The organism is Anaerococcus ihuae (assembly GCF_928368155.1).
Lineage (GTDB): Bacteria > Bacillota > Clostridia > Tissierellales > Peptoniphilaceae > Anaerococcus > Anaerococcus ihuae.
In genome coordinates, this window is record NZ_CAKMRU010000001.1 from 818,616 (window position 1) to 830,417 (window position 11,802).

The 11,802-nt window shown below is 28.4% G+C and carries 14 protein-coding genes and 1 pseudogene; 2 read left to right on the plus strand and 13 right to left on the minus strand.

What is annotated here, in order from left to right; genetic code table 11:
* Nucleotide 1: 1 nt before the first annotated feature.
* The 7 genes from L6653_RS03965 to L6653_RS03995 form a co-directional block, all read right to left on the minus strand.
* Nucleotides 2-670, minus strand: coding sequence for an alpha/beta hydrolase (locus L6653_RS03965; protein ID WP_236785607.1), 669 nt, complete (start codon nt 668-670; stop codon nt 2-4).
* Between the two features lie 75 nt (nt 671-745).
* Nucleotides 746-2,389 (minus strand): ABC transporter substrate-binding protein, encoded by a 1,644-nt coding sequence (locus tag L6653_RS03970; protein WP_236785608.1) that lies wholly within the window; start codon nt 2,387-2,389, stop codon nt 746-748.
* 2 nt (nt 2,390-2,391) lie between these two features.
* Nucleotides 2,392-3,102 (minus strand): ATP-binding cassette domain-containing protein, encoded by a 711-nt coding sequence (locus L6653_RS03975; RefSeq protein ID WP_236785609.1) that lies wholly within the window; start codon nt 3,100-3,102, stop codon nt 2,392-2,394.
* Nucleotides 3,084-3,866 carry an ATP-binding cassette domain-containing protein gene (locus tag L6653_RS03980; protein WP_236785610.1) on the minus strand — a complete coding sequence of 261 codons (783 nt, stop codon included), beginning with the start codon at nt 3,864-3,866 and terminating at the stop codon, nt 3,084-3,086. The genes L6653_RS03975 and L6653_RS03980 overlap by 19 nt, the downstream gene beginning before the upstream one ends.
* Nucleotides 3,867-3,870: 4 nt before the next feature.
* Nucleotides 3,871-4,647 carry an ABC transporter permease gene (locus L6653_RS03985; protein ID WP_004816322.1) on the minus strand — a complete coding sequence of 259 codons (777 nt, stop codon included), beginning with the start codon at nt 4,645-4,647 and terminating at the stop codon, nt 3,871-3,873.
* The gene (locus tag L6653_RS03990; RefSeq protein WP_236785611.1) at nt 4,647-5,579 is read right to left on the minus strand and encodes an ABC transporter permease; all 933 of its coding nucleotides are present in this window, start codon (nt 5,577-5,579) and stop codon (nt 4,647-4,649) included. The genes L6653_RS03985 and L6653_RS03990 overlap by 1 nt, the downstream gene beginning before the upstream one ends.
* Before the next feature lie 20 nt (nt 5,580-5,599).
* The gene (locus tag L6653_RS03995) at nt 5,600-6,193 is read right to left on the minus strand and encodes a TetR/AcrR family transcriptional regulator (protein ID WP_236785612.1); all 594 of its coding nucleotides are present in this window, start codon (nt 6,191-6,193) and stop codon (nt 5,600-5,602) included.
* Nucleotides 6,194-6,540: 347 nt separating this feature from the next.
* On the opposite strand from L6653_RS03995, the gene L6653_RS04000 reads away from it, so the two are divergent.
* Both L6653_RS04000 and L6653_RS04005 read left to right on the plus strand, forming a co-directional pair.
* The gene (locus L6653_RS04000) at nt 6,541-6,897 is read left to right on the plus strand and encodes a plasmid mobilization protein (RefSeq protein WP_236785613.1); all 357 of its coding nucleotides are present in this window, start codon (nt 6,541-6,543) and stop codon (nt 6,895-6,897) included.
* 1 nt (nt 6,898) lies between these two features.
* Nucleotides 6,899-7,039, plus strand: a pseudogene (locus L6653_RS04005) (relaxase); the annotation flags it as partial.
* Between the two features lie 235 nt (nt 7,040-7,274).
* Here L6653_RS04005 and L6653_RS04010 read toward each other — a convergent pair.
* From L6653_RS04010 to L6653_RS04030, 6 genes are all read right to left on the minus strand, one after another.
* The gene (locus L6653_RS04010; protein ID WP_083857213.1) at nt 7,275-7,472 is read right to left on the minus strand and encodes a type II toxin-antitoxin system YafQ family toxin; all 198 of its coding nucleotides are present in this window, start codon (nt 7,470-7,472) and stop codon (nt 7,275-7,277) included.
* Nucleotides 7,465-7,644 (minus strand): hypothetical protein, encoded by a 180-nt coding sequence (locus L6653_RS08800; protein ID WP_019117953.1) that lies wholly within the window; start codon nt 7,642-7,644, stop codon nt 7,465-7,467. The genes L6653_RS04010 and L6653_RS08800 overlap by 8 nt, the downstream gene beginning before the upstream one ends.
* A gap of 358 nt (nt 7,645-8,002) precedes the next feature.
* Nucleotides 8,003-8,710 carry a hypothetical protein gene (locus L6653_RS04015; protein WP_051008245.1) on the minus strand — a complete coding sequence of 236 codons (708 nt, stop codon included), beginning with the start codon at nt 8,708-8,710 and terminating at the stop codon, nt 8,003-8,005.
* Nucleotides 8,711-9,067: 357 nt separating this feature from the next.
* Nucleotides 9,068-10,000, minus strand: coding sequence for a hypothetical protein (locus tag L6653_RS04020; protein ID WP_019117955.1), 933 nt, complete (start codon nt 9,998-10,000; stop codon nt 9,068-9,070).
* A gap of 126 nt (nt 10,001-10,126) precedes the next feature.
* Entirely contained in the window at nt 10,127-10,969 is an 843-nt protein-coding gene (locus L6653_RS04025) for a nucleotidyl transferase AbiEii/AbiGii toxin family protein (protein WP_023054947.1), read from the minus strand.
* Nucleotides 10,966-11,553 carry a type IV toxin-antitoxin system AbiEi family antitoxin domain-containing protein gene (locus L6653_RS04030; protein WP_023054946.1) on the minus strand — a complete coding sequence of 196 codons (588 nt, stop codon included), beginning with the start codon at nt 11,551-11,553 and terminating at the stop codon, nt 10,966-10,968. Before L6653_RS04030 ends, L6653_RS04025 begins: the two co-directional genes overlap by 4 nt.
* Between the last annotated feature and the right edge of the window lie 249 nt (nt 11,554-11,802).

Sequence of the window (11,802 nt, forward strand, 5' to 3'; positions counted from 1 at the left end):
CTTAATTTGTCATTAAAAAATTATAAATTTCTTTCGCCACAATTTCCCAATCGTTGTCAAGCATCATATCATGACAAATATCATTTAAAACTATAATTTTACTTTTTAATCTTTTCCCTGTCCTAATTGAAAATTTAACTGGTACACAATTATCATTCCAAGATGTTAAAACCAGTGTGGGTATGCTTGTAATGCTTTTGTTTGTTTTAAACCCTTTTAAAACTTGTATTTGTGCTTTAATTGGATCTTTCCTCAGTTTATTAATATAATATTCTTTATTATCTACCCTATTTTCTGAAAAAAATAGGGTTTCTCTCGACTTTGTAAGCATTTTTATCCCTATAAACATCATTGATGTTAAAACATTTTTTATAGGTAAAGGTGAAATCAATATAATTTTATAGACTTTATTTGAATTAAATTTCGCGTAATTTAAAGCAACTAAACTTCCCATAGAATGGGCTACCAAAACAACTTTGTTATTACATTTTTTTACTGTACTGTCTAAAATATCAATATAATCTTTTATTTCTATATCTTTGCTATTTTCCCATTTAAAATCTATTGCAAATGTTCTATGCCCTTTAACATTTAAGTAATTAACAAAATTATTCCAACACCACGCTCCATGCATTGAGCCATGTAAAAATATAATATCGATATTATTCATTGCTAATGTTTCCTTTATAATATAGTCTCTTTAGAAATGGAATATTTCTAAAGAGACTTACATAAATATTATAACTTATTTACTTGCCTTAGCTTTTACACTGTAAATATTGAAAAATTGTGGTGTACTTGTAAAGTCATATCCACCAATTTTGTCATTCCTATACAAAATCATTTCTTTTGAATAAGAAAGAGGCAAATCCATAGCGTTTTCGTTTGAATATACTATAGCTTTTTGTATATTATCTTTAATCTCCCCTTCGTTTGTAGAAGTGGAAGCCTTCTTTATTGCATCAATATATATGTTTGAATCAGAAAGTGCTTTTAACGGCATCAAATGTGGATCCATTTCAGTGATTGATTCTTGTAAAAACTTATGAGGTTCAGTATAAGAACCCTCTGTATTCCAGGTTGTCAAATGGAATTCTCCCTTTATACCATCTGTCCACCATGACATTTGATCTTTTTCAACTAGGTCAACATCTATACCTACTTCTTTTAATTGCGTCTTTATTGCAAGTGCAGTTTCCTTAGCAAGTACTAAATCTGACCAGTAAACATATTGAAGCTTTAATGGACTTCCGTCTTTTTCTCTAATTCCTGTATCTTTATTGAGTTTCCAACCCGCTTCATCTAACAAGCTATTTGCTTTTTCAGGAGCATAACTATAATTAGTTGGATAATTTGCATCACAATAAGCTACATCTTTAGGGAATAAAGTTTCAGCTACATCTTCATATGAGTATGTTAAACTGTCGACAATGTCTTTTTTGTTAATTGCATAATTAATTGCTTGGCGAACTTTTAAATCTTCTAATTCTTTTTTACTTGGATTTAAAATTAGATTCTTAGTCAAAGTCCTATTTTTATTGACTTCTCCAGTAACATCCTTAATTTCAGAACCTTTTTTGAAGTCATCATAATTTATTAAATCTGCTCCATAAATTAAATCTATTTCCCCCTTATTTAAGGCTTGAAGTCTTGAGGAAGCATCGGGAATATATTTGACAATAACTTCATCATAATAAGGTTTTTCCCCATGATAATTTTCATTTCTAACAAATTTTGTATATTCTCCAGATTTAAATTCTTCATATACATAAGGACCTGTTCCTATATTTTTGTTAAATTTCTCAAAGTTTCCCTCAGTAAATGACTTTGGAGATGGCATCCCCAATACATTTTGGAAACAAAAGCCATTTATATAAAATTTAGACGGATTTTCATAGTGAACAGCAATCGTATTATCATCAATAACTTCTGTTGATTTTATCTCTGCAACAGCCCTTATGCCTGCAAAATTAGGGTTAGACTTATCAAAATCTAATATCTTTTTTACTGCATCAGCATTAAAATCTTCACCATCTGAAAACTTTACCCCGTCCTTTAATTTAAAGACTAAAGTTTTGCCATCATCTTTATATTCAAAGCTTTCAGCAAGTTTTGGTACAATTTCACCGTTTTCATAAGCTACTAGGGTTTCGTAAATTAAACCACAAGCCATATTATTTTCCTTATTCATTGTTAAAGTCGTAAGGTTTGTCAGTTCTTTAGCAGTACATAAGGTTAAAACCTTCTTGCTTTCATCTTTTGTGTTTTCACTTGCTACATTTGAATTTTCTTGTGCTTTTTCTTGATTCTTTTGGCAACCTCCTAGTAAAATTGAAAAACTAAATACAAGTGCCAATAAAACCATCATATTTTTTCTAAGTTTGATCATTTCTATCTCCTTTGCAATTTTCCTTCTCTAAATATTTTTCCTTTCTTTATTTCTATGATATAATCTGAAATCTGTTTTGCTTGATTTATATCATGAGTGATAAAAATATAAGAAATACTATGCTTAGATTGATAATAAAAAAGTAAATTTAATACTTTTTCAATCGTCAGTAAGTCAAGCCCAGCTGTAACCTCATCTAGTATTAAAAAATCAGGATTAACCATAAGGGCTCTTATGAGCGACAATCTTCTTTGCTCGCCTCCAGATAGTTGGTGAACGGGCACATCTAATACTTCCTTTTTTAAATGTAAATCCTCGCAAAATAATAACACCTTTTCCTTTCTTTCCTTTTTCGACAAGTTTGTTAAATTAATAAGCCCTTCTTCCAAATTTTTAAAAGTGCTTATACCAGGATTTAAAGTACCAGATGTATCCTGGAAAACAGATTGGATATTTTTTCTATATTTTCTTATTTTTTTTAATTTTAATTTTGAGATATCTACAGAATCATAGAGTATAGATCCTTCATCTATTCTTTCTAATCCTATTAATGCTTTTGCAATGGTGCTTTTACCAGATCCGCTTTCACCAATTAAACTTAAGTTATCTCCCCTTTTAAGTGAAAAGGAAATTTGATCTAGAGCTTTAAATGTCCCCTTTACTGTTTCAAAAGAAAGACTAACATTACTCATAGCTATTTCGTCCACTCCCATTCACCTCCAGAATCTAATATCTTCTGACTACATTCAACAAATTTTCTTGTCCATTCCTCTTTAGGACTTTCAAATATATCTTTACTACTACCCTTTTCTATAACACACCCATTTTCTATCACATAGATGCAGTCGCTATATTTTTTAAGAATTTCGGCATCGTGTGTTATTAATAAAATCCCTTTCCCTTTGAAATTTGCTTTAATCAATTCAAAAAATAATGATGAGTTATAATTGTCTAAGGCTGATGTTGGTTCATCAGCAATTATATAATCAGTATTTAGTCCCATAGATATCGCTAAAATCACACGCTGAATCATGCCTCCAGAGAGTTCAGTTGGATATGAATCTAAAACTCTTTCATATTCAAGATTGACGCTTTTGAGCTTATCTTTTGCTATACTTAATGCTTCTGATTTATTTATATTAAGATTAGCAATATATATTTCAACCATTTGACTTTTTATCTTTTTTCTTTTGTCAAAAGAAATCATGGGAAGTTGAGGAATAAAAGCGATGTTTCTATTGTTGCTATTGATATTATCTTTTTCCAATATATCGAAATCATCTATAGTAATAGTTCCAGAACTTACTTTTAAATCCTCTGATAAAATCCCAAGTATTGTGTTTACTAATGTAGTCTTTCCAGCACCACTGGGTCCAGTGAGACCAATAATTTTTCCCATAGGAATTCTAAGAGAAATATTATTTAAAAGATTGTTTCCTTTTTTATCTGTAACTTGTAATTGATTAACCAAAATCATATCTTCACCTTCTATTCGCTTCTTTTGCAATAATATTAAAAGACATTGTAGTAATAAAAACTGCAAAAATAGGGTAAATTATGAGTTCTGGCTTAATAAATATTGAATCTCTCGCTTCTAAAATCATAGAACCCCACTCTACAACATTTTCTCCAAGTCCAATTCCTATAAATGAAAAACCAGTAATTGCTAAAATCATATCCGCACAGGACAAACAAATATAATGAACTAAATCTAATAATATATTTGGTAGTATATGAACTAGAACCAACCTAGTCTTTGAAGCACCAAGTGAAATCATACAAGTGCAATAAGCTTTATCATATTCAATATTTATTTGAGTTCTAACAAGTCTTAAAAATCTCAATATATATGAAACAACCAAAGCGATTAATGTAGTTTTTATTCCATTTCCCCAAGATGCTATAAATATAATTAAATAAGCAATTGGTGGTATAGCCGTTACAGCATTAATAATCGAATCTACTATTACATTCTTTTTCATGGTAACTTTTGACGTTAGTGTACCTAAAAGCAAACCTAAAGTAAAAACAATAATTGATGCCGTCATAACCATAAATAATGTAGTTTTCCCCCCGTACAGTATTCTCGATAAAACGCACCTGCCCATACTATCATTTCCCAAAAGATACTTAGAACTTGGATTTGCAAATCTAAGGGGAAGATTAACTTCTAAGGGATCATTAGGGGCAAAAAAACTTCCAAAAAATATAAATAAAATCACTAGGAAAGGAAATAATGTCCTTTTGTTTATTTTCATTAATCTCCCCTTTCCTTTATCAAAAGATCGTTTATCAAATCTGATATTATATTAGCAAGTGCAATAAATAATGCTAAAAAGAAAACCAACCCATGAATCATCGTTGCATCACGATTTATTACAGAATTTACAATCAAATATCCAAATCCTGGAATAGAAAAAACTCCCTCAACTATTGCCACATTTGCAATCATAAGTCCAATACTCTGAAAGAAATTTGGAATTAACTTTACTATCGAGTTTGGCAATATATGTTTCATGAACAAAGTAAATTCCTTTAGACCATTTGCTCTAAAAAACATAATATAATATTCACCATTTTCTTTATCTAAAGCGTCTTTAAATAATGGATAATAAAAAGAAGCCCCAAATATCCCTAAAGTTATTGCAGGAAGTAGATAGTTTGTAATGCCAATATTACCTGCTACTGATAGCAAATCCCACTTTACTGCAAATACATCAAGTAAGATAATAGCAATATAAAAGCTAGGAATTGAAACACCAATAAGGCATAAGAGATTTGTAAGTTTATTGATTATCTTGCTCTTCCATAAGAAAGTAATGCATCCCAAAGATAATACCAAAACTACCTGTAATATTGCGGAAAAGAAAACAACAGATAAAGTTTTTGGCAAAGCCAACATTATATTATCCCAGACTGGTTTGCCATTACTTAAAGACTGTCCTAAGTCTAGAGAACAAAGATTTTTAATCCAGTTAAAATATTGCTTATATACAGGTTTGTCAAAACCAAATCTTATTCTTACTTCTTCAATTTGCTCAGGTGATGGACTTCCGATATGTCTTTTAGCATATGCAGTGGCTGGATCGACGGGAGATAATTTCATTAAAACAAATGATAAAATACTAACAATTAATAATGTCATTATTAGCTCATAAAATTTCTTTAAAAATGTCTTTTTTGTATTCATTTTTATACCATAATTTAAGATCAGCCTAATAATTCAGGAAATTTATTTTTCAAATATTCTTCTAACATCTTTTTGATTGTTTCTTTATTTTCAATAAAAATTTCTTTTTGATTTAAACTTTCATATCCTAAAATCAAAGTATTTACAAAGGTCACTAAAAACTCATCTTCAAAAATAGATGATAGCTTATCGTTTGGAGGAAATGTAGACGATAAAATTTCTGTGTTTGTTTCTTTTAAATTTTCAAACATTTCACACAATCTTTTATCTTCATTTTGTAGTTTCAAAAAAATTGCATAGATGCTTTTAAATTCATTTTCATCATAAATTCTTTCCATCATCATCTCAGTAATTGCGTCTAAAGTCGTTAACTTAGATGTGTCGATAGTTTTGCTTTTTTCTCCTCTATATTTGATTCCTAATTTCATAAAATCATAAATCATTTCGTAGGTTGATCCATAATGATAGTAAACACCACCTTTACTTAAACTTACTTTTTCTATAACATCTTCCATAGTTGTATTTTGGAAACCCTTTTCTAAGAAACATTTTTTTGCCGCTTCCAGAATTTCTAACTTCCTTTTTTCTCCAACTTTCAATTTTTTATCATTCAAAACTTTATCTCCTGTCAATAAATAATTCCGACGCTACCGTCAGTTTTATTGTAACTCATTTGATAATTAATTTCAATACATGAAGGATTTTAAAATTTAGTAATCTTATTTAAGATATTTGCTTGAACGCCCTTTATACTTCTTTATTAATTTCTTTAAATGCGGTATAATTAATAAAACTTAATACACGCTTGACGCTTATAACTTTAATAGCAAGCACAGTAAGTGTACGGACACTTACGAAAAAATTAATGGAGCAGACCTTTACGGAATGCTCCATTTTTTTATTTTTACCTTGTTAGGGAGAACCCTAAGACCCCGAAATATATTTTATAAAGGAGAATAAAATGGCAAATAGATTTAGAAATGAAAGAATAGAAATAAAACTAACTAAAGAAGAAAAAGAAGTTTTTGAAAAGAAAATGAAACTTGCAAATTGCAAAACTATGTCCCACTTTCTTAGAAAGTGCGTATTAGAAAAAGAAATTTATGTAGTAGACTTAGAACCATTTAGAAACCTACAATGGCTGCTTTCGAATGCAACAAATAATATAAATCAGATTGCAAAAGCTACTAATACAACTGGTGTTATTTACAAAAATGAAATTGAATCAATTAATAAGCAGATAGAAAAATTATCAAGAGAAATATGGCAGATCCATTCCCTACTTCTTAATAAATCAAAAGAAAGTTCTGGTGATTAGTATGGCAATTACAAAAATACATCCTATAAAATCAACTCTAAATTTGGCAATAGATTATATAACCAAGAGTGAAAAAACTGATGAAAAAATCTTGGTATCTTCATTCAAATGTCATCCATCTACTGCCCTTCAATTTATAAAAATATGAAAGATCATATTCTATAGCATATTTTGAAACAAAAAAAGAAGTAGATTAATTCTACTTCTCATACTTAATATTTTCTTGTCTATACTATTCCAAACAGTATCTGTTAAATTACATCTCATTAATTCTATTTGAAATAATTATCACTACTTCAATAATCTTATTAGAGGTCAAATCACCGATATACTTATTTTCAAGGTATAGGTCATAGAAGTCTCTCATTCATATTGTTTTACTTAAACAAATCAGAGTGTGAGCCAGTTCTTACTAAAGATAATACTAAAACATCTTCTATTTTTTCATATATCAGCAAAAAATCGTGCTCTATATGACATTCTCGAGTACCCTTGTAAATTCCAGCTAAAGAATGATCTCTATATCTTTCATCAAGGGCTTCATCTTTTGTAATTTTCTCAATAATTTCAAACAGTTTTCAATATCTTTCCCTTGTTTTTTAGCCTGCTTTGTCCATTTTTCTCTTCTGCCATAGTTAGGAGAATATTCTCTTTTTCTTTTCTTAACTCTTCCACCCTGTCTGCAAGTTCAGCGTAGTCTTTCTGTGCATTAGCGACTTTTAAAAGCTCCTCTTGAAATTTTAGCATTTCATTGTCTATTTCCTCTATTCCACTACTTCCATCACTTGTGATGGCTTTTTCTATATTCTCTTTTATTATTTCTTTTAATTCGCCGTTATAGAATATCGGTTGATTGATTACTATTACAAATACTTATTACAAATGTCTTTCATTTATTTTATTATTACGTTAGCATCACTTAAAATTAAGTTGTCCATATGCTTGAAATCGAATGTTTAAATAAATTATCCATAAATTTTAAAGAATTTAATTTCAAAAGTTTTCATTTCACAATTTAATATAATAGTCTTGATGATAAAAAAATAACTGCTTCCATCCACTAATATTTCCTAAACCTTTACATTAATAATGCTCATATATATTTTTAGTCTTCCTCAAAATCAATAATAAATTCAGATATCACTGGTTGCAATTTATATAATGAACTTATTGCGTATGACATTTGATCATATAAGATCTCATAACTATTTCTTTCTGAAAAAAATATTTTTTTTGATTCACTTTCAATTTTTCTATTCATGTAATTTATTCGATCATCATCGGTGGTTAAAGGATTTTCCTCCAACTTATTTGTTTCTAAAAGTATATTTTGGCAAATTTCAGTATCTTGTATTATATCATCCATTAATTCTTCAAAATCTGGAAGTTCAATAGATATCTTTACTTTATTAAACTCAATAGTACTTTCTAACAATTTAAACCTATGCTTCTTCGTGTTTATTTTTTTAATAAGGTATTCGTATTTATTAATAGTATTTAATCTATAATCAGCAACAAATTCCCTAAACAAATCGTATCTTTTGATCATAGTTGAAATTTTTGAAATATCTTCTAATAAATAAAAAAGTTTATTTGACAACTTTAAATTTTCGATTTTATTCAAATAATCAATTATTTCAAAAGAAATTTCTATCATGTTATCTATTTGTCTTATTACTAATGTGTTTTTATGATTTCTTACTTGTTGTAAAATTTCAGCATTTTTTAATTCAAGTTCTAATTTTCTATTTTCTTTCAATTCTTTTTTTAGTATATTTTTAGCAACAACTGCTGAAACAATTATAGCTAGCACTGATATACATGTAGAAATAACAAATTCAATATTATTTATCACATATTTAATAGGAATCACCTCAATAATGTTATACTCACTAACTACCTATGTACTTATTAATTAATAATCTATTTTTCAATATCTACTATTTTTAATAACTTGAATTATTCAGATTACAAAAAATAGTATTGTCCCTCTATTTAAGATATTTCCCTTCGATTCTTGACATCAATACTACAGTCTCCACGTGTGATACATAGGCTTTTTTCTGAATCTTGTTTACTTCATACTTTGTTGATATTTCATTATTTTGTTGTCAATTCTATCTACTTCACCATTGATTTTGATTAGGCTATTTTGAATCAATATTTCTTATTATTCATTCAAATGAAGCTCTCCCCAACACAAATAAAATAAATCATCTTCTTGAAGAGATAAATAAACCTTAAAAATTGTATTTAACATTTTTTTATTTTCTATAACTTCAAACTCGTAACTGCTATCTTTTAGTTCAGTGTTTTCTCTTATTTTATCCGTAACATAGTATAAAGCTAAATTGACATCACAGGCATTATTGTTCTTTTTTAAATATTCTATAGTCAACTCTTTTACTTTATCAGAATAGTTTTCAATGAAAAATTTTTCAAAATCTTTGTACGATTTTTCAAATCTCCAGGATATAATCTCATTCATACCTATTGAAAAACTAGATAAGTTAAGACTTGTAATGAGAATATCATAGTCTGTATTCCAATCAGTAAGAATTTGTCTTCTATATTTAATCACTTCTAAAAGTTCTTCTTTATCATTTTTTTTAATACAGCAATTTATTTTATCTATAATTTCGAATTCTCTTAAAAGATACTCTATGTAATCATATTCTAAATAAAACGAACAACTTTCATAATAATCAAGCCAATTTTTCGGATAAATAATAGGATAAAACATACCATTTTCTATTCTTGATATTTGGTTATTTACTGATTTTAGAATTTGAGACAATATTGCCGCAGATTTTTTTGCTAATATATATCTATCCCTACCTTCTTTATTAATTGTGTAAAAAACTGCAAAAAAAGATATAAACGTTGCGCCCATAATTCCCAAGATAGTTATTTGATTATCCGTAAAATTTTCAGAAAAAATAATCAGAATAACTAGTCCCACTACAATTAACGCAAATATACTCATTACACCTCTAAATGATAATGGTTTATTATTTCTTACAACGTTAAAATTGTGACTCGACATGACTGATTCTAAAATTTCAACATCATCAATTTTAAATTTATTTTTTTTATTAAACATTTAACCCTCCATTTTTATTTAAATTAACAAAAAAATAATATTAAATAGCAGGCCATAAAATAATTTTACATAGGACAATCGGATATTTAAAATATTTATGTAATTTCCCAGACAGTGTCTGGAATATTACATCTCACTAACCCTATTTGAAATAGTTATCACTACATCAACAACCTTATCAAAGGTCAGATCTCCAATATACTTATTTTCACTGAGATATACTTCCCACAAGGATCTTTGGTATGAATCTTCTTTTATGTCCTCGATTATTTCCTCATAGTCTTTCATTATCTCCTGACTTCCTCTTTTGTCGGAAGTTCTTTCTATTGCTTCTTTTAAAATTTTATAATCTATCTCATCTTTTTTTAATTTGTAGAGGGTGTATAGGTCGTAAAAGTCTCTCATTCGTGTTGTTGTTATATTTCTTCTGATTATGGTTTCATATTTTTCTGCGAGAATTGTTTCTAATGGATATGCCATTATTTTTATATCTTCTTGGCTAAAGATACAGGGATAAGTATATTCTATTTCCCTTGGCGTTATTGCATCTCCTGTTGTTAGGTCTAGTTTCATCGGGTTTTTGGTCTTTCCAACATTGGCTATTAATGATATTCTAAAGTTCTCGTACTCGTCCTCTTCCCTAATATAACTAATGTCTTTTATTTCAAATCTTATTCCATCATCGACATCTATATTTATAATTTCATTTACGATTTCTTTTATTTTTTCTTCTTTTAGGGGTATGCCTTTTATGGTTGTGTCCATATCCATAGTTGTTCTATTTTCAATTCCAATTAAGGAAGATATTAGGAATCCTCCTTTTATTACAAAATTATTTTTGTAATTTGATTTGGATAGCCTTTCTAAAAATCTTTCGAAGAAATATATTTGCAGAACTTCTTGTGACTTTAGATTTTTCTTCTCTGCCATGCTTCTTATCTTGCCCTTTATACTCTCGATATTAATCACGATAATACCTCCATGTATTTTCTAATTTCATTTTCTATTTTAAATAATCTACTGTATTTTATGAGTCGTCTTAGATTTTTATTTTGTGATTTAAAGTATCTTTTTATGGCTTCTGTAAAAATTTGCTTATCTATTTTTTCTCTGTCTATTATGATATCGCAAATTGTTCGATCTATATCGTAAACTGGAATAAGGTTGCCTTGTGGTGATTTTATTTCTGTCTTTCCTAGTTCGTATAAGTCTTTTTTTACATAGTGAACTTGTAGATCCTCATATCTTTTTTTGATATGGCTTGCATTATAGCCTTGGGGCACAGATATATGAAATACATTTGGAGTTCTATCTGATAGGTCGTGGAGATAGAGGGCTGTTTGATGTGAAAATATAATTCGATTACTATTTGATGATATTAAAACAAAATCGTCTATTACTTTTCCTTTTAATTGATATAGACCTGGTCTTAATCTTTCTAATTGTCCGATTTTTGTTAATTCTGATAGATTATGCCTAGTATATCCAAGTTCTTCTGCTTCTTTGTTGGTGATTACTAAATTTTCTTGGATATATTCTTTAAGTGTATTCATAGTCCGCCTCCTCTCGTTTACGCTTTTATTATATGTTATAAAAGCGAATATGTAAAGTCGGCTTGTGAATGTTTCATATTTTGAAAAGGATGTAACGAATCCTTACTCCCTTTAACAAAAAAAGAGCAGCCTATTACGCTACTCTTATAGAAAGTACAAAATGGGTTAATTATATTTTTTGTGTTTCCTCATACTAGTCTCAAAACTACTCTTACATCCATATAGTTTTTTTGGGTCTTTTTGACGTAT

Excerpts from the sequence above, each read along its gene's own strand:
- L6653_RS04000 (WP_236785613.1), top strand. The coding sequence starts at position 6,541 with ATGGCAAATAGATTTAGAAATGAAAGAATAGAAATAAAACTAACTAAA.
- L6653_RS03965 (WP_236785607.1), bottom strand. The coding sequence starts at position 670 with ATGAATAATATCGATATTATATTTTTACATGGCTCAATGCATGGAGCG.
- L6653_RS03980 (WP_236785610.1), bottom strand. The coding sequence starts at position 3,866 with ATGATTTTGGTTAATCAATTACAAGTTACAGATAAAAAAGGAAACAAT.
- L6653_RS03975 (WP_236785609.1), bottom strand. The coding sequence starts at position 3,102 with ATGGGAGTGGACGAAATAGCTATGAGTAATGTTAGTCTTTCTTTTGAA.
- L6653_RS08800 (WP_019117953.1), bottom strand. The coding sequence starts at position 7,644 with ATGCTAAAATTTCAAGAGGAGCTTTTAAAAGTCGCTAATGCACAGAAA.
- L6653_RS03990 (WP_236785611.1), bottom strand. The coding sequence starts at position 5,579 with ATGAATACAAAAAAGACATTTTTAAAGAAATTTTATGAGCTAATAATG.
- L6653_RS04020 (WP_019117955.1), bottom strand. The coding sequence starts at position 10,000 with ATGTTTAATAAAAAAAATAAATTTAAAATTGATGATGTTGAAATTTTA.
- L6653_RS03985 (WP_004816322.1), bottom strand. The coding sequence starts at position 4,647 with ATGAAAATAAACAAAAGGACATTATTTCCTTTCCTAGTGATTTTATTT.
- L6653_RS03970 (WP_236785608.1), bottom strand. The coding sequence starts at position 2,389 with ATGATCAAACTTAGAAAAAATATGATGGTTTTATTGGCACTTGTATTT.
- L6653_RS04030 (WP_023054946.1), bottom strand. The coding sequence starts at position 11,553 with ATGAATACACTTAAAGAATATATCCAAGAAAATTTAGTAATCACCAAC.